The organism is Pseudomonas sp. URMO17WK12:I11, assembly GCF_007677725.1.
Classification (GTDB): Bacteria; Pseudomonadota; Gammaproteobacteria; order Pseudomonadales; family Pseudomonadaceae; genus Aquipseudomonas.
Genome location: NZ_VEDF01000006.1, coordinates 1 through 21,451 on the forward strand (window position 1 = coordinate 1; position 21,451 = coordinate 21,451).

The 21,451-nt window shown below is 62.7% G+C and carries 22 protein-coding genes; 12 read left to right on the top strand and 10 right to left on the bottom strand.

The window, feature by feature from the left end:
- The first annotated feature begins 173 nt into the window (after positions 1 to 173).
- Entirely contained in the window at positions 174 to 1,061 is an 888-nt protein-coding gene (rhtA, locus tag FS665_RS13015) for a threonine/homoserine exporter RhtA (protein ID WP_145188749.1), read from the top strand.
- 186 nt (positions 1,062 to 1,247) lie between these two features.
- Positions 1,248 to 1,529 (top strand): hypothetical protein, encoded by a 282-nt coding sequence (locus FS665_RS13020; RefSeq protein WP_145188752.1) that lies wholly within the window; start codon positions 1,248 to 1,250, stop codon positions 1,527 to 1,529.
- 58 nt (positions 1,530 to 1,587) lie between these two features.
- On the opposite strand, the gene FS665_RS13025 is transcribed toward FS665_RS13020, so the two are convergent.
- Positions 1,588 to 3,396: an aminopeptidase P family protein gene (locus FS665_RS13025; RefSeq protein WP_145188755.1), complete on the bottom strand. Its 1,809-nt coding sequence runs from the start codon at positions 3,394 to 3,396 to the stop codon at positions 1,588 to 1,590.
- 185 nt (positions 3,397 to 3,581) lie between these two features.
- Here FS665_RS13025 and FS665_RS13030 point away from each other — a divergent pair, with 185 nt between their 5' ends.
- Both FS665_RS13030 and FS665_RS13035 read left to right on the top strand, forming a co-directional pair.
- Positions 3,582 to 4,694, top strand: coding sequence for a DUF3182 family protein (locus FS665_RS13030; RefSeq protein WP_145188757.1), 1,113 nt, complete (start codon positions 3,582 to 3,584; stop codon positions 4,692 to 4,694).
- Positions 4,678 to 5,448 (top strand): S9 family peptidase, encoded by a 771-nt coding sequence (locus tag FS665_RS13035; RefSeq protein ID WP_145188760.1) that lies wholly within the window; start codon positions 4,678 to 4,680, stop codon positions 5,446 to 5,448. The genes FS665_RS13030 and FS665_RS13035 overlap by 17 nt, the downstream gene beginning before the upstream one ends.
- A gap of 1 nt (position 5,449) precedes the next feature.
- On the opposite strand, the gene FS665_RS13040 is transcribed toward FS665_RS13035, so the two are convergent.
- The gene (locus FS665_RS13040) at positions 5,450 to 5,818 is read right to left on the bottom strand and encodes an antibiotic biosynthesis monooxygenase (RefSeq protein ID WP_145188763.1); all 369 of its coding nucleotides are present in this window, start codon (positions 5,816 to 5,818) and stop codon (positions 5,450 to 5,452) included.
- 104 nt (positions 5,819 to 5,922) lie between these two features.
- Here FS665_RS13040 and soxR point away from each other — a divergent pair, with 104 nt between their 5' ends.
- Positions 5,923 to 6,360: a redox-sensitive transcriptional activator SoxR gene (soxR, locus tag FS665_RS13045; protein ID WP_256675091.1), complete on the top strand. Its 438-nt coding sequence runs from the start codon at positions 5,923 to 5,925 to the stop codon at positions 6,358 to 6,360.
- 6 nt (positions 6,361 to 6,366) lie between these two features.
- Here soxR and FS665_RS13050 read toward each other — a convergent pair whose 3' ends face one another.
- Positions 6,367 to 6,930 carry a helix-turn-helix domain-containing protein gene (locus tag FS665_RS13050; protein WP_145188769.1) on the bottom strand — a complete coding sequence of 188 codons (564 nt, stop codon included), beginning with the start codon at positions 6,928 to 6,930 and terminating at the stop codon, positions 6,367 to 6,369.
- 83 nt (positions 6,931 to 7,013) lie between these two features.
- Here FS665_RS13050 and FS665_RS13055 point away from each other — a divergent pair, with 83 nt between their 5' ends.
- The 7 genes from FS665_RS13055 (at position 7,014) to FS665_RS13085 (ending at position 14,170) form a co-directional block, all read left to right on the top strand.
- Positions 7,014 to 7,964, top strand: coding sequence for a DMT family transporter (locus FS665_RS13055; RefSeq protein WP_145188773.1), 951 nt, complete (start codon positions 7,014 to 7,016; stop codon positions 7,962 to 7,964).
- 148 nt (positions 7,965 to 8,112) lie between these two features.
- Complete coding sequence (locus tag FS665_RS13060; protein ID WP_145188776.1) at positions 8,113 to 11,028, top strand: monovalent cation/H+ antiporter subunit A; 2,916 nt, start codon at positions 8,113 to 8,115, stop codon at positions 11,026 to 11,028.
- A complete protein-coding gene (locus FS665_RS13065) occupies positions 11,028 to 11,372 on the top strand; it encodes a Na+/H+ antiporter subunit C (protein WP_145188779.1) in 345 nt (114 codons plus the stop codon). Before FS665_RS13060 ends, FS665_RS13065 begins: the two co-directional genes overlap by 1 nt.
- A complete protein-coding gene (locus FS665_RS13070; protein ID WP_145188782.1) occupies positions 11,369 to 13,048 on the top strand; it encodes a monovalent cation/H+ antiporter subunit D in 1,680 nt (559 codons plus the stop codon). The genes FS665_RS13065 and FS665_RS13070 overlap by 4 nt, the downstream gene beginning before the upstream one ends.
- Positions 13,045 to 13,533 carry a Na+/H+ antiporter subunit E gene (locus FS665_RS13075; protein ID WP_145188785.1) on the top strand — a complete coding sequence of 163 codons (489 nt, stop codon included), beginning with the start codon at positions 13,045 to 13,047 and terminating at the stop codon, positions 13,531 to 13,533. The genes FS665_RS13070 and FS665_RS13075 overlap by 4 nt, the downstream gene beginning before the upstream one ends.
- Entirely contained in the window at positions 13,530 to 13,808 is a 279-nt protein-coding gene (locus tag FS665_RS13080; RefSeq protein ID WP_145188788.1) for a K+/H+ antiporter subunit F, read from the top strand. Before FS665_RS13075 ends, FS665_RS13080 begins: the two co-directional genes overlap by 4 nt.
- Positions 13,805 to 14,170 carry a Na+/H+ antiporter subunit G gene (locus FS665_RS13085; protein WP_145188791.1) on the top strand — a complete coding sequence of 122 codons (366 nt, stop codon included), beginning with the start codon at positions 13,805 to 13,807 and terminating at the stop codon, positions 14,168 to 14,170. Before FS665_RS13080 ends, FS665_RS13085 begins: the two co-directional genes overlap by 4 nt.
- Positions 14,171 to 14,231: 61 nt before the next feature.
- Here the strand turns inward: FS665_RS13085 and FS665_RS13090 are convergent, their stop codons facing one another.
- The 7 genes from FS665_RS13090 to FS665_RS13120 form a co-directional block, all read right to left on the bottom strand.
- Positions 14,232 to 14,702, bottom strand: coding sequence for a hypothetical protein (locus FS665_RS13090; RefSeq protein WP_145188793.1), 471 nt, complete (start codon positions 14,700 to 14,702; stop codon positions 14,232 to 14,234).
- A 446-nt stretch (positions 14,703 to 15,148) separates the two neighbouring features.
- Positions 15,149 to 15,553 carry a TraR/DksA C4-type zinc finger protein gene (locus FS665_RS13095; RefSeq protein WP_145188795.1) on the bottom strand — a complete coding sequence of 135 codons (405 nt, stop codon included), beginning with the start codon at positions 15,551 to 15,553 and terminating at the stop codon, positions 15,149 to 15,151.
- Between the two features lie 278 nt (positions 15,554 to 15,831).
- Complete coding sequence (locus FS665_RS13100) at positions 15,832 to 16,605, bottom strand: enoyl-CoA hydratase (protein ID WP_145188798.1); 774 nt, start codon at positions 16,603 to 16,605, stop codon at positions 15,832 to 15,834.
- A 13-nt stretch (positions 16,606 to 16,618) separates the two neighbouring features.
- Positions 16,619 to 17,746 (bottom strand): acyl-CoA dehydrogenase, encoded by a 1,128-nt coding sequence (locus FS665_RS13105; protein WP_145188800.1) that lies wholly within the window; start codon positions 17,744 to 17,746, stop codon positions 16,619 to 16,621.
- A gap of 8 nt (positions 17,747 to 17,754) precedes the next feature.
- Positions 17,755 to 18,948 (bottom strand): acetyl-CoA C-acyltransferase, encoded by a 1,194-nt coding sequence (locus FS665_RS13110; protein ID WP_145188803.1) that lies wholly within the window; start codon positions 18,946 to 18,948, stop codon positions 17,755 to 17,757.
- A 10-nt stretch (positions 18,949 to 18,958) separates the two neighbouring features.
- Entirely contained in the window at positions 18,959 to 19,726 is a 768-nt protein-coding gene (locus tag FS665_RS13115; RefSeq protein ID WP_145188805.1) for an SDR family NAD(P)-dependent oxidoreductase, read from the bottom strand.
- A gap of 13 nt (positions 19,727 to 19,739) precedes the next feature.
- The gene (locus FS665_RS13120; RefSeq protein ID WP_145188808.1) at positions 19,740 to 21,386 is read right to left on the bottom strand and encodes an AMP-binding protein; all 1,647 of its coding nucleotides are present in this window, start codon (positions 21,384 to 21,386) and stop codon (positions 19,740 to 19,742) included.
- Positions 21,387 to 21,451: the final 65 nt, after the last annotated feature.

Genomic DNA, 21,451 nt, shown 5'->3' on the forward strand with positions numbered 1-21,451 from the left:
TGATTCTCAAGGAGTTTCTCGTTCCGTTGTCGCTGGAAGTGGGGCGCATTATAAGGGGATTCGAGAGGGCGTCAACCTTTAATTTCATCTATTAGTCCATTCCCGTCCTTGCGCCCCACTCCGCCATTTGCGCACTATATTGCACACTCGCCCCTCAGGAATGTCATCGCTAAATGAACAACAAGCCCCGCAGCCTGGCCGCCATGCTTTTCCCTATCGGCCTGCTGCTTATTGCCATGGCCTCGATTCAATCGGGCGCATCGCTGGCAAAGACCATGTTTCCCATGATCGGTGCCCAAGGCACCACCACCCTGCGCCTGATTTTCGCTAGCGTCATCATGCTGTTGGTGCTGCGCCCATGGCGTGTACGCATGACCGCCAGCACGCTGCGTAACGTCGTCATCTACGGCATGGCATTGGGTGGGATGAATTTCCTCTTTTATATGTCCTTGCAGACGACGCCACTGGGCATCGCCGTCGCCCTCGAATTCACAGGTCCCCTGGCCGTGGCGCTGTTCGGCTCGCGCCGCGCGCTGGACTTCCTGTGGATTGCGCTTGCGGTGGCGGGCCTGCTCTTGCTGCTCCCGGTAGGCCATGGCGGGCAACCGGTGGACCTGGTCGGTGCTGCCTACGCGCTTGGCGCCGGCGTCTGCTGGGCGCTGTACATTCTATTCGGCCAGCGCGCAGGCGCCGAGCACGGGATCCAGAGCGCAGCACTGGGCGTTGTGGTCGCGGCATTATTCGTCGCACCGATCGGCATCGTGCACGCCGGCAGCGCATTGCTCACTCCTGCGGTCATTCCACTGGCCCTGGCCGTTGCGGTGCTGTCGACCGCGTTACCCTACAGCTTGGAAATGGTCGCCCTCACACGCATGCCCGCTCGCACGTTCGGCACCTTGATGAGCATCGAACCAGCCATCGGTGCGTTGTCGGGCCTGGTGTTTCTCGGCGAGGTATTGAGCACCACGCAGTGGCTGGCAATCGCAGCCATCATCGCAGCATCCGTGGGAGCCACACTGTCCATGGGCCGCAAAGCCACCCCTGCGGTTGTCGCGGATTGATCGGCAAGCGATTGGCCACCGCAACGAGATAAGGATTGTCGCAGCCTGGCCTGCTGATTAAGCTGTGGCGAAGATCATCATCGCTCAACGATCGCACTGCACGAATGGATGCCGGGGAAATTCAGGAAGAACGAAGCCATAACGACAGGGTCAGACAGCAGTCACGCCCTGCATATAAGGACAGGAATGAAACGAATTTTGCTCATCCTGGCCGTCTTGGCCATTGCCGGATGTGCCGCTACGGCCAAGACTGAGGTCAAAAAAGGTAAGAAAGGCCTGCACATCAACTGCTCAGGTCTGTCTTCTTCGTGGGACAAGTGCTACAGCAAGGCCGCCAGTTCCTGTAGCTCGCGCGGGTACAAGGTGATTGCCCGTTCGGGGGACACCGACGCCGAGGCGGGGGACTACCTGTTCGGCATCAATCCTGCCGGTTACACCAGCCGCAGCATGATCGTCATCTGCAAATAACATCAAGGGCAGCCACTGGCTGCCCTTCCTTTTAAACTGCCGCTTAGGAAGCGCTCGCTCAAATCGCAGCCGTACGCGATTGCAGCCACGCCAGGGCGTCACCCTGCAGCAGTGGCGACAAGCGCTCGCGCACCGTTGCGTGGTAGTGATTGAGCCAGTCTCGCTCCTCATCGGTCAGCCGCTCGGCGAGCAGGCAGCGGGTATCGATTGGGCACAGCGTCAGGGTTTCGAAGTCGAGAAACTCGCCAAAGGCGCTGGCACCTGATTCGCGGTTGACCACCAGGTTCTCGATCCTGACGCCCCACGACCCTGGCCGGTAAGTGCCAGGCTCGATAGAGCTGATCATGCCAACCTGCATTGCCGTTTGCGGCGTGGATGGCGCCTGGTAGGCAATGACCTGAGGCCCTTCGTGCACATTCATGAAATAACCGACGCCATGGCCGGTGCCGTGACCGTAGTCCACCTGATCAGCCCAGATCGGTGCCCGAGCGATGGCGTCGAGCAGCGGTGAGAGAATGCCTTTCGGGAAACGCGCACGGGACAGCGCAATCATGCCCTTGAGCACCCGCGTGCAATCTTGTTTCTGTTCGACACTCGGCGTGCCCACCGGGACCATGCGGGTGATGTCGGTGGTACCTCCCAGGTACTGCCCGCCGGAGTCGATCAACAACAAGCCGTCACCTTCGATCACTGCATGGGCGCGCTCGGTTGCGCGATAGTGCGGCATCGCGCCGTTGGCATTGAAAGCGGCAATAGTGGCAAAACTGAGCGAGACAAAGCCCGGGCGGCGCGCCCGTGCGGCGCTGAGCTGCTCGTCGATGGTCAGCTCAGTGATGACTTCCTGGCCTTGATGAGCTTCGAGCCAGGCAAAGAATTCGCACAACGCCGCGCCATCTTGCTCCATCGCCTGGCGAACATGCGCGAGCTCCAGATGAGTCTTGCGTGACTTGCTCAAGGTCGTCGGATTGAGCCCTTCAACCAGCTGCACTTGCTTGGGCAGCGTGCTTACCGAGCCACAGGTCACGCGCGCCGGATCGAGCAGCAAACGGCTGCCGGGTGCCAGCTCCGCCAACGCCTGTTGCACTGCCGCATAGTCGCGCACCTCGATACCGTCGACTTCCAGCACGTGGCGCAGATGCCCATCGAGCTTATCGGCGCCCACGAACAGCAGCGCCTGCTCTTTGCCGACCAACGCGAAGGCCAGGAACACCGGGTTGTAAGAGACGTCGCTGCCACGCAGATTGAACAGCCAGGCGATGTCATCGAGTGTGGCGATAAAGTGCCAATCGGCGCCACGCTCTTCCAGGGTACGACGCAACTGGGCCAGTTTTTCCGCTCGGTTGATCGTGGCGTGCGGCGGCAGATGCTGATACACCGGATTGCTCGGCAGCGCCGGGCGCCCCTGCCACACCTCACCGAGCACATCCTGGTGGGTGACCAAGCGCGATCCGCGCGCCTGTAGCCGAGCTTCGAGCTGGCGCGCCGCAGACAAAGCCATCACGGCGCCATCGACTGCCACAGCGCCATTGACCGGCGTGTGCTCGCCCAGCCATTCGAGCGCTCCGGGCTTACCGGGCGCCAGCTTCATCAAGGCGATACCGCTCCCGGCCAGTTCTCGCTCAGCCTGCTCCCAATAGCGGCTATCGACCCAGACGCCGGCGAACGCAGCAGTGACCACCAGCGTGCCGACCGAGCCCTCGAAGCCAGACAACCACTGCCGCCCTTGCCAGAAACCCGGCAGGTACTCGGACAGATGTGGGTCGGCCGACGGCACCAGCAGAGCATCAAGGCCTTCCCGCGCCATGACCTCACGCACCCGCGCCAAGCGCTCCGGCACAGTCTGTACTCCGGTGGTCTGAACGTTCATGCGCACTCCTGGCAATCCATCGTGGTGTTCTGGTGCGCTAAATAATGGAGCAGCCGCCCCGTCGTCGCAACGGTGTCGATCAAGGCCTGGGGCCAAGCTCGCATACGCCATCAGTCGTTTACCGCTGAACTAACCGTCGACGGGCGCTTCACAACTGTACATTCACCGACAGCAAGCAGGTGCGCATGGCCAATGTCAACGACCGCAAGACTGCCGTCATCTTGCTCGATACGCGCGAGCACACCCCGGAGCACGAGCGTGCCGTGCACCTGAAGATCGCCGAGCGACTGGCCTGCTTGCTCGGCTGCGATCAGGTGCTTAACGCACTGCCGGGCGACATCAACGGGCGCTACTACTACCTGCCCACTTCAACCCTGGTCGGCCCCGAGCGTTATGCCGCACTAGGCATTCATAGTGAGGCAGACCTGTTTGGCGGCTTGGTCGCTCAGCCGTACATGGCCACCAAGGCCATCTCTCACCCACGGCCTGCCGATGCGGTAATGCCACCCGGCTGGACGGACGGATTCGCTCGCCAGGCCAGCGATGCCTTGCTGCGCGGCTACAGCGTGTTCAGCAAGGCCGATGCTCGACGCGCCGTGCAATTGCTGCTGCCTGAAGGGCCAGTGCGGGTGAAACCGGTACTGGCCACGGCGGGGCGCGGGCAGTGCGTGATCACGCAGGCCGCAGAGCTCGAGCCACTGCTTGGCGAAATGGACGACAGCACGCTGGCGCTCTACGGCCTGGTGCTTGAGGAAGATCTACACGATGTCGAGACTTTCAGCGTCGGCCAGGTGAGGGTCGCAGGCTTGACCTGCAGTTATCACGGCATTCAGCACCTGACCCACGACCACCAGGGCATGTCAGTGTACGGGGGCTCGTCTCTGGCCGTGGTGCGTGGCGGCTATGACGCCTTGCTGCAGTTGCCCCTCGAAGAGCATCTACGCCTGGCGATCAACCAGGCCATGGTCTATGAGGCGGCTGCCGAACAGCACTTCCCAGGTTTCCTCGCCAGCCGGCGCAATTACGACATCGCCCGCGGCACCACCGCCAACGGTCAGGTTCGCAGCGGTGTGCTGGAACAGTCCTGGCGACTGGGCGGGGCAAGCAGCGCGGAAATGCTGGCCCTGCAGGCGTTTGCCAGCGACCCGACACTGCTGCGCGTGAAGGCTTCGACCCATGAGGTCTTTGCGCAGGTTTCCCTGCCCAGCGACGCCACCCTCTTCTATCAAGGAAACGACAGTGAACTCGGACAATTCAGCAAGTACGCGCGCATCGGCCAGCATGAGCATTCAGAGTGAAACGGTTGAACTGCAAGTCGAAAATGACAGCATCGTCGGCACGCTGGTAAGCCCTGGCAGCAAGATGCCAGGGATTCTATTCGTGCATGGCTGGGGCGGTAGCCAGCAGCGCGACCTGGCCCGCGCCCGACACATCACCGGCCTGGGCTGCGTGTGCATGACTTTCGACCTGCGCGGCCATGAGAAGACCGAAAGCCAGCGCCTGACCGTCACCCGCGAGCAGAACCTGCAGGACCTGCTGGTCGCCTATGACCGCCTAGTCAGCCATCCGGCCGTGGACAGCGACGCCATTGCCGTAATCGGCAGCAGCTACGGCGGCTACCTGGCTACCTTGCTGACCTTGCAGCGGCCGGTGCGTTGGCTGGCCCTGCGCGTGCCGGCGATGTACTGGGACGACGAATGGAACATGCCCAAGCAGGGGCTTGATCGCCAGCGCCTGAACGCCTACCGGCAAAGCACGCTTGGCCCGGCCGATAACCGAGCGCTGGCAGCCTGCGCTGAGTTCGCAGGCGACGTGTTGCTGGTCGAATCCGAGCAGGACGATTACGTACCGCACGCCACGCTGATGAACTATCGCTCAGCCTTCGTCAACGCCCATTCGCTTACCCATCGCATCGTCGACGGCGCCGACCACGCGTTGTCCAGTGAGCAGAGTCAAAAAGCCTACAGCTCGATCCTGGCCGCCTGGATCAGCGAGATGGTGATCGGCGCACGCCTGGACCGCTACCCGCACTACGCGCCCTGGTATGCCTGAGCTAGGCGTGATTGGGGCTCAACTGGCAGTGCAAGCCGCCATCGCTGCTGCGCACCAGGCTGCGCAGGGCCTGGAACGCCGCGAAATTGACCCCATGGGCTTGGTTCTGCCTGAGCAGCTGCAAGAACGGCTCGTCGCTGAAGCACTGCGCTGAAGCCTCCCAGGCCTGACGCGATTGCCACTGTAAGCATTGCAGCACACGGCTGCCATCATCGCTGGCCTGTATGCTCACCCCTTGCAGGCCAGGACAGCGGGAGGCCAGTTGCTCGCTGCGGGTTGCCAGTGCCTGGGCCAGGGACTCCTGGCGGCAAGCAGGAACGTGATATTCGATCATCTGGGTGAACCACAAAGCGTTAGGCATGGCCGTCATGGCAGGTCTCCTGGCTGAACGCGCTTGCTTGAGAATGTCCAGCAGGGTAAAACCTCGAGTTAACTCAAGGTCAAGCGCTCTGTTATCCCTCTATGCCCAAACCAATGTCCGCCGCTGCCGATAAGCTACTCACCGTGGGCCAACTGGCTGCGCGCAGTGGTGTTGCCGTCACCGCACTGCACTTCTATGAAACCAAAGGCCTGATCAGCAGCACGCGTAATGCGGGAAACCAGCGCCGCTATCCCAGGGCGATGCTGCGCCGCGTAGCAGTGGTCAAGATGGCGCAGCGCCTTGGCATTCCCTTGGCGGAAATCGCCTGCGCGCTCGCCGCGTTGCCTCTCGACCACACCCCCACTGCGCAGGACTGGCAACAGCTCTCGGCGCGTTGGCGTGAAGACCTGAACCGTCGCATCGATGAGCTGCTCAGGCTGCGTGACCAACTCGATGGCTGCATTGGCTGCGGCTGCATGTCGCTCAAAGAGTGCCCGCTGCGCAACTGTCAGGATCGCCTGGCTGACGAGGGGCCAGGGCCGCACCTTTGAGCGACTTCAGATCACCACGTTGCGCACGAAGCGCACGGGCACTGCCTGATCATTGCGATAGGCATAGCGACAGTTGCTGGCAAATACATGGAAATGGCCGGCTGCCAGCGCATGCTCGATGCCTTCGATGATGAGCGTCAACTGGCCTTCGGCCACGTAAATCTGCTCGTGCCAACCCTCGGCATCCGCTTCGCTGGTGTAACACTCACCTGGCGCCAGGCGCCACTCCCAGATTTCTACCTCACGTCGGGCGCTGCTACTGGCCAGCAGCGTGGCCCGGCTCAATGGGTGCTCGCCAGCCCAGGCCAGTTCATCGATACGGCTGGGGTCGCGCTGATCCGGCGCTTGGATCAACGTACTGAAGGCCACACCCAGCGCTTCGGCGATCAGGTCGAGGGTGGTCAGGCTGACGTTCTTCTCGCCCGCCTCGATGGCGACCAGCATGCGCCGACTGACCCCCGAGCGCTCGGCCAGCGCGCTCTGGCTCATCCCCGCAGCATTGCGCAGGCTCCGTACATTGAGGCTGACGTGTTGCAATACCGAGGCGCGGTGGGCGGAATCTTTGTGCACTATATTGCTCACATGGCAGGGCTGCGCAGTATACTGCGCACTTTGCGGCGATTGTGCGCCGCGTTCAGCGAGTGCGCAAGAACATGAAGCCAGCCAGCAGCCGCCCGACAACCACCGTCTCGTTCCGCCTGAGCAAGGCAGAAGGGGTGCTGGTGTTCATCACCATGTTGTGGGGCGGGACATTCCTGTTGGTGCACAACGTCATGGCCGTGAGCGGTCCGATGTTCTTCGTCGGCCTGCGCTTCGCGGCCGCTGCCTTGTTCGTCGGCCTGGCCTCGGCGCGGGCACTCTCCGGCCTGACCTTCACCGAACTCAAGGCTGGCCTGCTGATCGGCGTTGCCATCATGCTCGGCTACGGCCTGCAGACCATGGGATTGCAAACCATCAGCAGCAGCCAATCGGCGTTCATTACCGCACTTTACGTGCCGTTCGTGCCGCTGCTGCAATGGCTGGTGCTAGGCCGCCGCCCGGGCCTGATGCCAAGCATCGGCATCTGCTTGGCCTTCATCGGCCTGATGCTGCTGGCTGGGCCAGAAGGCGGCGGCCTGCACTTCAGCGAAGGCGAGATGGTGACCTTGGTGAGTGCGGTGGCGATCGCTGCGGAGATCATTCTGATCAGTCGGTTCGCAGGCCAGGTCGATGTACGCCGGGTCACGGTAGTGCAATTGGCGACTGCATCGCTGCTGGCATTTTTGATGATCGTACCGACCCAGGAGCGTCTGCCAGACTTTTCCTGGCTGTTGCTGCTGAGCGCGCTGGGCCTTGGTGTGATGAGTGCGGTGATCCAGGTGGCGATGAACTGGGCACAGCAGTCGGTCTCGCCTACCCGCGCCACCCTCATCTATGCCGGCGAGCCTGTCTGGGCCGGTATCGTCGGGCGCTTGGCCGGCGAGCGCCTGCCCGGCATCGCACTGCTCGGCGGGCTGTTGATCGTCATCGCTGTCGTAATTAGCGAACTAAAGCTGCGACGCAACCGTCAATTCGATGATGCTACGCAAGTTGCCATCACCCGCGAGCCTGAAGCTGGGCACTGATTACCTGGCGATGACTATGCTCTGTAAAAAGCTGTTATAAAAAAACAGCTAGTCACAGCGCTTTTGTAGGATTCTGCGACAGCTTGCGTGTTGGTGATGAACGGTCTGGCACGTATGATCCCTGCAAACCTTTCCAGAATAGATCGCTATGTCCTTGATAGTGCTACTGCTTCTGCCCTTCATGGGCAGTTGCCTGGCAGCTGCGCTGCCGCACAATGCACGTAACGCCGAGTCCATACTCGCCGGGCTCGTGGCCTTGGTCGGCACCGTCCAGGTAGCACTGCTGTACCCTCAGGTTGCCCACGGCGGGGTGATCCGCGAGGAATTCCTCTGGCTTCCCAGCCTGGGGTTGAACCTGGTGCTGCGCATGGACGGCTTCGCCTGGCTGTTCTCCTTACTGGTGCTGGGCATCGGTACCCTGGTATCGCTCTATGCGCGCTACTACATGTCGCCGCAAGACCCCGTGCCACGCTTTTTCGCGTTTTTCCTGGCCTTCATGGGCGCAATGCTGGGGCTGGTGATTTCCGGCAACCTGATTCAGCTGGTGTTCTTCTGGGAATTGACCAGCTTGTTCTCTTTCCTGTTGATCGGCTACTGGCACCACCGGGCCGACGCTCGCCGCGGCGCCTATATGGCGCTGATGGTGACCGGCGCCGGCGGGTTGTGCCTGCTGGTGGGGGCGCTGTTGCTCGGCCATGTGGTCGGCAGCTACGACCTCGACCGGGTCCTGGCTGCCGGTGCAACCATACGCGAACACGCCTTGTACCCTGTGCTGCTGCCGTTGATCCTGCTCGGCGCCTTGAGCAAGAGTGCGCAGTTCCCCTTCCAGTTCTGGCTGCCCCACGCCATGGCGGCGCCCACGCCGGTGTCCGCTTACCTGCACTCGGCGACCATGGTCAAAGCCGGGGTGTTCCTGATGGCGCGTCTCTGGCCGGTACTGTCAGGCAGCGAGGAGTGGTTCTGGATCGTCGGCGGTGCTGGCGCGATCACGCTGGTACTGGGCGCCTTCGCCGCCATGTTTCAGAACGACCTCAAGGGCTTGCTGGCCTATTCGACCATCAGCCACCTGGGCCTGATCACCCTGCTGCTGGGACTCAACAGCCCGTTGGCGGCCGTCGCCGCGGTGTTCCATATCCTCAACCATGCCACTTTCAAGGCCTCATTGTTCATGGCAGCGGGAATCATCGACCATGAAAGCGGCACGCGCGACATTCGCCGCCTCAGTGGCCTGATACGCCTGGTGCCCTACACGGCTACCCTGGCCATGGTGGCCAGCGCCTCGATGGCCGGCGTACCGTTGATGAACGGGTTCCTGTCCAAGGAAATGTTCTTCGCCGAGACGGTGTTCATCAGCTCGACTGCGTGGGTAGAGGCCGCTCTACCGGTCATTGCCACCCTGGCCGGGGCATTCAGCGTCGCCTACGCCTTGCGATTTACAGTCGACGTGTTCTTCGGTCCCACCGCACAAGACCTGCCGCACACCCCGCACGAGCCGCCACGGTGGATGCGCGCCCCGGTCGAGTTTCTGGTACTGGCCTGCCTGGTGGTGGGTATCTTCCCCGCCCAGTCGGTTGGCCCCCTGCTCGCAGCGGCCGCGCTGCCCGTGGTCGGCGGCACGCTGCCTGAATACAGCCTGGCCATCTGGCACGGCTGGAACGCCCCGCTGATCATGAGCCTGGTGGCGATGTGCGGCGGGGCCGTGCTTTACCTGCTGCTGCGCAAGCAGCTGCGCCGGGGCCGCTTCCCTTATCCGCCGCTGATCGAGCGCTTCAATGGCAAGCGCCTGTTCGAGCTGGGCCTGTTGCGCCTGATGTTGTTGGCAAGGCGCCTGGAAACTGCACTGACCAGCCGCCGGCTGCAGGCGCAGCTGTTCATGCTGGTCACCGCGGCCTTCATCGCTGGCCTGGCGCCCATGCTCTACAGTGGGCTCAGCTGGGGCGAGCGACCGAAAATCCCAGGCTCTGGCGTCTTCGTCGCGCTGTGGCTGATCGCTATCGCCTGCGCCATCGGCGCCGCTTATCAGGCCAAATATCATCGACTGGCGGCCCTGACCATGGTCAGTGTCTGTGGCTTGATGACGTGCATCACCTTCGTCTGGTTCTCGGCGCCTGACCTTGCACTGACCCAGTTGGTTGTCGAAGTGGTCACCACCGTCCTCATCCTGCTCGGGCTGCGCTGGCTGCCACGGCGGATCGAGGGCGTCTCGCCATTGCCGGGCCGGTTCGATCGTGCCCGCGCCAGGCGCCTGCGCGACCTGCTGCTGGCCATTCTTGTAGGCGGTGGCATGGCTGTGCTGTCTTACGCCATGCTGACCCGGCCGACCCCCAACGACATTTCGTCGTTCTACCTCAGCCGCGCCTTGCCGCAAGGCGGTGGCACCAACGTGGTCAACGTGATGCTGGTGGACTTCCGCGGGTTCGACACCCTGGGCGAGATTACCGTGCTGGTTGCGGTAGCTCTGACGGTGTTCGCCTTGCTGCGACGCTTCCGCCCACCCAAGGAAAGCATGCAGTTGCCTGCCCAGCAGCGCCAACTGGCTCCGGATGTGGTCACCGACTTGGTCAACCCGCGGCACGTCGCCGACACCGCCCTGGGCTTCATGATGGTGCCGGCGGTACTGGTGCGCCTGCTGTTACCCATGGCCCTGCTGGTGTCGATGTACCTGTTCATGCGCGGTCACAATCAACCAGGCGGAGGCTTCGTCGCCGGGCTGGTGATGTCGGTAGCGTTCATCCTGCAGTACATGGTCGCCGGCACCCAGTGGGTCGAGGCGCAAATGAGCCTGCGCCCACTGCGCTGGATGGGGACTGGATTGTTCTGCGCAACGCTCACCGGCGCGGGCGCGATGATGCTTGGCTATCCGTTCCTGACCACCCATACCGCGCACTTGCACCTGCCAGTGCTGGGCGACGTGCACGTGGCCAGCGCACTGTTCTTCGACGTCGGCGTGTACACCGTGGTGGTGGGTTCGACCTTACTGATTCTCACCGCCCTGGCGCATCAGTCGGTACGCGCTTATCGCCCCGGGCAACCGTCCAAAGCCAACCGAGCAGGAGCCGCCTGATGGAAGAAGTCATTGCAGTCGCCATCGGCGTGCTCGCGGCCTCCGGGGTCTGGTTGATCCTGCGGCCACGCACTTTCCAGGTGATCATGGGCCTTTGCCTGCTGTCCTATGGGGTCAACCTGTTCATCTTCAGCATGGGCAGCCTGTTCATCGGCAAGGAGCCGATCATCAAGGAAGGTATCACCCAGGACCTGCTGCACTACACCGACCCGTTGCCGCAAGCCCTGGTGCTCACGGCCATCGTCATCAGCTTCGCCATGACTGCGCTGTTCCTGGTGGTGTTGCTGGCTTCGCGCGGCTTGACCGGTACCGACCATGTTGACGGCCGGGAGCGCGACGAATGAGCGGTATGAGTCAACTGATCGCCGCCCCCATCCTGCTGCCGCTGCTGACCGCGGCATTGATGCTGTTGCTCGGTGAAAAGCATCGCCGGGTCAAGGCCCGTCTGAATCTGCTGTCGACCGCTGCAGGCTTGGGCATCGCCATCTACCTGCTACTGTGGGTGCGCACCCAGGGCCAGGCCGAATCGTTCGGTGTCTACCTGCCAGGCAACTGGCCGGCACCCTTTGGCATTGTGTTGGTAGTCGATCACCTCTCTGCGCTGCTGCTGACCCTGACCGGGGTAATCGGCATCAGCGCCCTGCTCTTCGCCCGGGCGCGCTGGGACGGGGCAGGCGCCAGTTTCCATGCACTGTTCCAGATCCAGTTGATGGGGCTGTACGGGGCATTCCTGACCGCCGATCTGTTCAACCTGTTCGTCTTTTTCGAGGTATTGCTCGCCGCGTCCTACGGGCTGCTGCTGCACGGCTCGGGACGAGCTCGAGTGCGCGCCGGCTTGCATTATGTCGCCATCAATCTGTTCGCCTCATCGCTGTTTCTGATTGGCGCCGCGATGCTGTACGGCGTAACGGGTACGCTCAACCTGGCCGACCTGGCGCTGAAGATACCGCTGGTGCCCGAGGCCGATCGTGGCCTGCTGCATGCCGGTGCAGCCATTCTGGCCATCGCTTTTCTGGTCAAGGCGGGTATCTGGCCGCTCAACTTCTGGCTGGTGCCGGCCTATGCCTCGGCCAGCGCGCCGGTGGCCGCGCTGTTCGCCATCATGACCAAAGTCGGCTTGTACGCACTGTTACGCCTATGGACCCTGCTGTTCTCCGGCCAGGCCGGCGCATCGGCGCATTTCGGCGGTCAGTGGCTCGTCTATGGCGGTCTGGTGACCCTGGCGGTCGCAGCCGTGTCGATACTGGCCGCTCAGCGTCTGGAGCGCATGGCCGCGCTCAGCATCCTCGTTTCGGCTGGCACCCTGCTCGGCGCCGTTGGCTTCGCCCAGCCAGCGCTCACCGGCGCGGCGCTGTTCTACCTGGTCAACTCGACCCTGGCCTTGTGCGCGCTGTTCTTGCTGGCGGAGCTGATCGAGCGGTCGCGCTCGGCGAACGAAGCGCCGCTCGAGGACGAGGAAGGCGCCCTGCCCTCGCCACTGGAATCGCTGCACCCGCCTAAAGGCATCAACCTCGACGACCAGCAGAAAGCGGTGATCGGCCAGATCATTCCCTGGACCATGGCCTTTCTGGGCTTGAGCTTCATCGCCTGCGCGCTGTTGATCATCGGCATGCCGCCGTTATCCGGGTTCGTCGCCAAGCTCAACTTGATCAGTGCGCTGTTCAACCCACTCGGCCTGGGCACGCCGGCCGACCAACCCCTGTCGGCGGCTGGCTGGGCGCTGGTCACGCTGCTGGTGCTGTCTGGCATGGCTTCGTTGATCGCCTTCGGCAGGGTTGGCATCCTGCGCTTCTGGAAGCCGGAGGAGCGACCCTCGCCTGTGCTGCGCCGCTATGAGTGCCTGCCGATCGTCATCCTGCTGGGCCTGTGCATCTTCGTCAGCCTGCGGGCCGAGCCATTGCTGCGTTATACCCAGGACACCGCCGCCAGCCTGCAGGCGCCAACCGCCTACATCGAAGCGGTGATGGCGGCGCGTCCGATACCAGGCCCGACCACAGTCGACACGCAGGTGCAGCCATGAGTAAGTTATTCCCCGCCCCGCTCTTGTCGGCCGCATTGTTTGCCCTGTGGTTAGTGCTGAATTTGTCCGTGAGCCCGGGCAACCTGCTGCTGGCCGCCGCGCTCGCGCTGCTGGCCCCGCTATTGCTGGCGCCGCTGCGCCCCCAGCATGCCCACGTGCGCCGGCCTTGGACAATCCTCAAGCTGGTCGGCCGGGTCGGCATCGACGTCATTCGCTCCAACCTGCAGGTGGCAGCGGGGGTGCTACGCGCTGGACGACGTTCGCCAAACTCGGTGTTCGTGCACATTCCACTGGACCTGCGTGACGCACATGGCCTGGCGGCCTTGTCGATGATCACCACGGTAGTGCCGGGCACCGTGTGGTCGGAGCTTGCCTTGGATCGCAGCGTACTGCTACTTCATGTGTTCGACCTGGCCGATGAAGCGGCCTTCATCGAGCACTTCAAGCTCACTTATGAACGGCCTCTGATGGAGATCTTCCAATGACCGGTCTGCTTGCCACTGCGGTGCTCGCCAGTCTGTTCATCTTTGCCCTGGCCATGGGCCTGACGTTGATCCGACTGTTTCGCGGGCCGTCCGCCCAGGACCGGGTCCTGGCACTGGACTACTTGTATATCCTGGCCATGCTGATGATGCTGGTGCTGGGGATTCGCTATGCCAGTGACACCTATTTCGAAGGTGCCCTGCTGATTGCCCTGTTCGGCTTCGTCGGCTCCTTCGCGCTGGCCAAGTTCCTGCTGCGGGGCGAGGTGATCGAATGAACGAAACCTTGGAACTGCCGTTCTGGCTGGAACTGCTCACAGCCGCCCTATTGCTGATCGGCAGCCTGTTCGCTTTGATCGGCGCCTTGGGCTTGCTGCGTTTGAAGGATTACTTCCAGCGCATGCACCCGCCAGCATTGGCATCGACCATCGGCGCCTGGTGCGTGGCGCTGGCCTCGATCATCTACTTTTCCTGGCTCAAGCAAAGCCCCGTGCTGCATGCCTGGCTGATCCCGATACTGCTGTCGATCACCGTACCCGTCACCACGCTATTGCTCGCCAGGGCGGCGTTGTTTCGCAAGCGCATGGCCAAAGAGCCTGTGCCCGAGGAAGTCAGCAGCGGTGGTGATCGCGGTAACTGAAACGACAACGCCGTGGCAACCCATCTGTCGATATGCCCGCCCGGGCTTGGGCGGGCTTTGCTCACTCACTGGCCTTGAAGGTGGTCAATTCGCCCTTGCGCCATTTTGCCACCTTGCCCGTCACAGCCTTGAGCAGCTTGCCAAGGCCCTCCTGAATCTGCTGCTGAGCAGCGAACACCAGCATCACCCCTTGGCCTTCGCGAAAGACGATGCCCTCGCCTTCTGGCACGGAGACGAACGCGTAGTCGCCCACACCATAGACGTTAAGCTTGATCTCGCGAAAGCGCATCTCCAACTTGCCGCCCTCGCGACTGGGCAACACAGCCGCGCGGAAGTGATCGCCGACCTTTAATTCCAACCGCTGTTTGTCGTCGACCACCAAAGCACTTTCGGTGTCGATCTCGGCCATATACAAGCCTTCGGGGGTCTGTTCGGTGACATAGATGAAACGGCCCTGAAACAGCTTGGCCAACTTGCCGCGCAGATCGCCCAGGGCAAACAAGGCGTGGGTATCAAGTGTACTGACTGCCAATGAAGTAATCCTCAAACCGGTGACATCCGCCCTCTCCCGCAAGCGGCGAGGCACGGCATTACAGTGCGTTAAGCGAAAAATAATATAAAAGTAATGCACGAACCGTCTGTGCCCGCCGACGATGCAGCACGCAGGAAACGTTACTCTGGCTTGCCAGATACGGCCTCAAAACAGGGGGTCGACCTAGGCGCCGCGAGGGCAGCGTAGTTTCTGACAACAAACCTGTCGGAAAAGATGCGATGGATAACTGCGCGCCCCTCGGCACAAAGGGCTCGACGTTCCATCGGCGCATTACCTGGATAAATATGCACGAAAACACTGAAATCCGTCGAGTGGTAAAGCGTATTTCTTGTTTGTGTCACGGGCCGAGCCAGCTGTATTCAGGCTCGCGATAAACGCAAAAAGCCCCATGAATCGCTTCATGGGGCCTCGCGCGCTACGCCGGGTTAAACCTGGCGCTGGTGACGATCAAGCTGCTCGTGACGCTCCTGCGCCTCGATGCAGTACTTGGTGGTCGGGCTGATCAGCAGACGTTTGAGGCCAATGGGCTCGCCACTGTCATCGCACCAGCCGAAGCTCTCATCGGCGATTCGATCCAACGCCATTTCGAGCTGCGGCAACAGGCGCTGGTCGCGGTCGATGGCATTGACCAGCCAGCTGCGCTCCTCTTCGACCGACGCTACGTCGGCGGGATCCGACGGCGTGTCCAGGCCCTCGATGGTGGCGCGGCTCAGCTCGATGCGTTCATGGGTTTCGACTTTCATCGCCTGCAGCAGGCCAGTGAAGAAGGCCAGCTGGTCGGCATTCATGTAGTCATCGGCCGACATGGCCAGCAACTGTTCCTTGGTCATCGATTTCTCTATGAAAAAATGTGCATTTAGGCGATACAGGGGTCACCGACGCCTCAGCGTCGATGACAGAATTCTTCAAGCACCTATCGGCACTCTTTTACAGGGGGCGGCAGTCTAAGGCGCCACGTCGCGTGGAGCAACTGCAATCGGAAGCGAATTTGCCCCAACTGGGCACAATCCGCTGGTCGGTGCCGGCACAAGGCCCGGGGCAATCGTACAACAACCAGCACGTCCGGGCCGCCGGCTTGGAGCGCAGCGACCCGGACCGTTGACCTGTCTCAACGATTCTGGAACTGGGCCTCGCGCTTGGCGATGAAAGCAGCCATGCCCTCTTTCTGGTCCTCGGTGGCGAACGCGGCATGGAAGACCCGGCGTTCAAAGCGTACACCTTCGCTCAGGGTCACTTCAAAGGCGCGATTGACACTTTCTTTGACCATCATGCTCACCGGAACGGACTTGCCGGCTATCGTCGCTGCAACCTTCAGGGCCTCCTCCAGCAGCTGCGCTTGCGGCACGATCCGCGCCACCAGGCCAGCCCGCTCCGCTTCTTCAGCGTCCATCAGACGGCCGCTCAGGCACAATTCCATGGCCTTGGCCTTGCCCACCGCGCGGGTCAGGCGCTGAGTCCCGCCCATGCCCGGCAGCACGCCGAGGTTGATTTCCGGCTGGCCGAACTTGGCATTTTCGGCGGCCAGAATGAAGTCGCACATCATCGCCAGCTCACAGCCGCCGCCCAGCGCAAAGCCCGAGACCGCAGCGATGATCGGCTTGCGCCGGTTGGCGATGCGGTCGGCGTCGCTGAATAGATCGTCAACGTAGATCTGCGGGTACTGCAGCTCAGCCATTTCCTTGATGTCGGCACCGGCGGCAAAGGCCTTGGCTGAGCCTGTGAGGACCACGCAACCAATATTCGCGTCACGCTCAAGCTGATCCAGCGCCTGGTTGATCTCGCCAACGATCTGCGCATTGAGCGCATTCAGCGCCTGGGGCCGGTTGAGGGTGATCAGGCCGACCTTGCCGTGGATGTCCAACAGGATGGTTTCGAATGCCATGCAGGCTGCTCCTTCAAAGATTGCGCGCAATGACCATGCGCTGAATGTCGCTGGTGCCTTCGTAAATCTGGCAAACCCGCACGTCGCGGTAGATGCGCTCCAGCGGGAAGTCACTCAGATAGCCATAACCGCCAAGGGTCTGCAAGGCATCGGAACAGACCTTTTCGGCCATTTCCGAGGCGAACAGCTTGGCCATGGACGCTTCGACCAACGCGGGCCGCCCCGCATCACGCAGCGCTGCGGCATGCAGAACCATTTGCCGCGCCACGGCAATCTGGGTCGCCATGTCGGCCAGGCGAAACGCTACCGCCTGATGCTCGACCAGCGCCTTGCCAAAGCTGTGTCGCTCATGGGCGTAGTCCCGGGCCACCTCATACGCCGCGCGGGCCATGCCTACCGCCTGGGCAGCGATGCCGATACGGCCGCCTTCAAGATTGGCCAAGGCGATTTTGTAGCCTTCCCCTTCTGCACCCAAACGGTTGCTCAACGGTACCTGTACATTGTCGAAGACAATCTGACAGGTGTCCGAAGCATGCTGCCCAAGCTTGTCCTCGACCCGCGCCACCTGATATCCCGGCGAGTCCGTCGGCACGATGAACGCGCTGATGCCTCGCTTGCCAGCGGCAGGATCGGTCACGGCGAAGACAATCACCACTGCGGCGTTCTGCCCGGAGGTGATGAACTGCTTGCTGCCATTGAGTACGTAGTGGTCACCGTTCAGGCGCGCCCGGGTCTTCAGGCTGCTGGCGTCCGAGCCCGCATGGGGCTCGGTGAGGGCGAACGCCCCGAGCATGGCGCCGGTGGCCAGCGGGGTCAGAAACCGTGCTTTCTGCTGCTCGGTGCCAAATCGCAGAATCGGCACGCAACCCACCGAATTGTGCACGCTCATGATCGTCGAGCAGGCACCGTCACCGGCGGCGATTTCCTCCAGCGCCATGGCATAGGCCACATAGCCGGTGTCACTGCCGCCCCACTGCTCAGGGACTAGCATGCCGAACAAGCCCAGCTCGGCCATTTCGCCGATGGCTTCACGGGGGAAGCGATGGGCTTTGTCCCACTGCTCGGCGAATGGCTTGAGCCGCGCCTGGGCAAACCCCCGCACCGCATCGGCGATTTGTTGTTGCTCTTCAGATACCAGCATGGTGCACCTCAGTACAGGCATTCAATGGCCATGGCCGTGGCTTCACCACCGCCGATGCAGATCGCTGCGATGCCGCGGCGCAGCTTGTTCTGGCGCAAGGCCCAGAGCAAGGTCACCAGGATGCGCGCGCCCGAGGCCCCGATGGGGTGACCCAAGGCGCAGGCGCCGCCGTGGATGTTGACCTTGTCATGGGGCAAGTCGAAATGCTTCATCGCCGCCAAGGTCACCACGGCAAACGCTTCGTTGATCTCAAACAGGTCAACATCGGCCAGGCTCCAGCCGGTGCGCGCCAACAGCTTGTCGATGGCCCCGATCGGTGCAGTTGGGAACAGCGCCGGCGCATCGGCGAAAGCCGCGTGGCCGTGAATCAGCGCCAGCGCCTGCAAGCCCCGCCGCTCGGCCTCGGAGCGGCGCATCAGCACCAATGCGGCGGCACCGTCGGAGATCGAGCTGGCATTGGCCGCGGTCACCGTACCGCCCTGGCGAAACGCCGGTTTGAGCTGTGGGATCTTGTCCAGACGCGCCTTGGGCGGTTGCTCGTCGCTGGCAACGACCCGCGTCTGTTTACCCTCGCTGACCTGCACCGGGATGATTTCATCGGTAAAGCGGCCGTGCTCGATTGCCGCCTTGGCACGGGTCAGCGAGGCAATCGCGAATTCGTCCTGGGTCTGGCGACTGAAACCCTCGGTCTGCGCGCAGTCTTCGGCAAACGTGCCCATCAGACGGCCTTTGTCGTAGGCATCCTCCAGGCCATCCATGAACATGTGGTCGATGATCTTGCCGTGGCCCATGCGATAGCCACCGCGGGCCTTGTCCAGCAGGTAAGGGGCATTGCTCATGCTTTCCATCCCGCCGGCCACCAGCACGTCGGCGCTGCCGGCCAGCAACAGGTCATGGCCGAGGATCGCTGCCTGCATGCCCGAGCCGCACATCTTGTTCAACGTCGTGCACGGGGTGTGCTGGCCGAGCCCCGCGCCCAGCGCCGCCTGGCGCGCCGGTGCCTGACCTTGCCCAGCAGATAGCACGCAACCGAACAGCAGCTGATCGACGCTCTGGGCATCGATACCGGCGCGTTCGACGGCGCCACGAATGGCTGCGCTACCCAGCTGCGCAGCGCTCAGGCTCTGCAAATCACCCTGCAACCCGCCCATGGGCGTGCGCACAGCACTGACGATGACAATCGGATCATTGCTCGGAATCATGTTGTACTCCTTATCTGGCAGCCATGCGCAGCGCGCCATCGAGGCGAATCACCTCGCCGTTGAGCATGCTGTTCTCGATGATGTGGCGCACCAGCGCCGCGTATTCCTGCGCGCGCCCCAAGCGCGGCGGGAACGGCACCCCTGCGGCCAACGAGGCCCTGACCTCATCGCTCATGCCGGCCATCATTGGGGTTTCGAAGATGCCGGGGGCAATGGTCATCACGCGAATGCCGAATCGCGCCAGCTCGCGGGCCGCCGGCAGGGTCAGACTGGCGATCGCGCCCTTGGAGGCGGCATAGGCGGCCTGGCCGATCTGACCGTCATAGGCGGCGATCGATGCGGTATTGATGATGACGCCCCGCTCGCCGCCCTCGTCCCCAGTGCCCTCGGCCATGGCCGCTGCGGCCAGGCGCAACAAGTTGAAGCTGCCGATGAGGTTGACGTTGATGACCTTGGAAAAGCTCAACAACCCGTGCGGCCCTTGTTTGCCCAGCACCTTCTCGGCACCGACGATACCGGCGCAGTTGATCAGCCCTTGCACAGATCCGAAGGCCTGCATGGCGGCATCAACCGCCGCTTGCGCCGCGACCTCGTCGCTGATGTCTGCCACCGCGAAACGGGCATTTTCGCCCAGCGCCTCGGCCTTGGCCTGGACGGCCGCCGCGTTGAGGTCGACCAGCATGACTTTGGCACCGGCCTCGACCAGCATCTGTGCGGTGGCAGCGCCAAGCCCTGAGGCTGCGCCGCTGACGATGAAATGTGCGTTCAAAATGTGCATGTGAAGGTTCCTGTCAGGCGCTGGCTGCGGTGGCTAGCTGCGCGTGTTGTCGGGCGATTTCCTGATTGCGCAGGATGAAGCGCTGCAGCTTGCCGCTCGGGGTCTTGGGCAGCTCGCTGACGAACTCGATTTCCCTGGGGTAGGCATGGGCGTAGAGGCGCTGGCGCACGTGCTGGCGCAGCGCTTCGGCAAGCTCGGCGGAGGCCGGGTGGCCTGCAGCCAGAATCACGAATGCCTTGATCACCTCGGTGCGCTGGGGATCGGGCTTACCGATCACTGCTGCCTCGATGACCGCAGGGTGCTCTATCAACGCACTCTCCACATCGAAAGGGCCAACCCGGTAACCGGAGGTGGTGATCACGTCATCACTGCGGCCAACGAAACTGATGCTGCCATCTTCATTCAATTCCACGGTGTCGCCGCTCAGGTAATAGCGGCCGACGAACGCCTTGGTGGGCAAGCCGAGGTAGCCGCCGAACCAGCACAGCGGCGAGCGGTCACGATCTACCGCGAGAATGCCTGGCTGCCCCGCTGGCAGCTCCTGGCCCTGCTCGCCCAGCACGACGATGCGGTGTCCGGGAATGGCGAAGCCAGCGGAGCCCTGGTGCACGGGATGGCGCAGGCCGTGGTGGTTGCACAGCACCATGCCCAGTTCGGTCTGGCCGTAATGGTCGTGTAGGGTCACCTGCAGTTCATCGGCGAACCAGCGAATGACCTCGGGATTCAACGGTTCTCCGGCACTGCTCACCACCCGCAGCTGCCCCTTGATCGCTGTCGAGAACGTGCTGCCCGCCGCGATCAGCAGGCGAAACGCGGAAGGCGAGCCGGCCAGGTTGGTGATGCCCAGCTTGGTGATCAGCCGGGCACAACTTTCGACTGAGAACGGCCCGTCGTAGAAAGTCGTGCTAAGGCCCAGCGACAGCGGCCCGGTGACCGCGTAGTACAAGCCATAGGCCCAACCTGGATCAGCCAAATTCCAGAAGCGGTCCGGCTCGCGCAGGTCGATGGCATCGCGCATGTAACCCTGGAACGCGACGATGGCCCGCAGCGGCACTTCAAGCGGCTTGGCAGGGCCGGTGGTACCGGAGGTGAACATCAACAGGAAAGGGTCATCCCCCGTGCGCAGCACCGGCTCGCAGTTTGCGTCGCAGCCATCCAGGCACTGCTGGAAATCCAATTCGCCGGGGCGGGCCTGGACGGTAACGATGATTGGGCAGGCGGTCACTTCATCGAGCTTGCCGCGATTATGGGCATCGGTGACCACCACGCAGGCTGCGGACTGCTGCAAACGATGCTCAATGGCCTTGGGACCGAACGCCGTGAACAGCGGCTGGTAGACCGCGCCAAGGCGCCAGGTGGCGAGAATGGTGATAAGCAGCTGGGGGGTACGAGGCAGCAGCCCGGCGACCCGATCGCCTGCGCGCACACCTTGCGCCTTCAGCGCATTGGCGAAGCGGCTGGACTGGTTCTTGAGTGCATCGAAATCGAGCTGCCCGCTATTGCCTTGTTCGTTCTCCCAGCGCAATGCCACCCGGCCTTGGCCGGTATGGCGGTCACAGCACTCGATACAGGCATTGAGCGCCCGCAGGTTGCCCTGCAGCGCCGCCGCCGCGGTCTGCTCAAGGTCGAAGCCCCGGGCGGCCTCGGTGTAATCGCGCATCGTCGCACTCCTGGTCTCTTGTTTTTGCAGTTGAACCATCGGTGCGACGATGTTCGCCCTGGCCA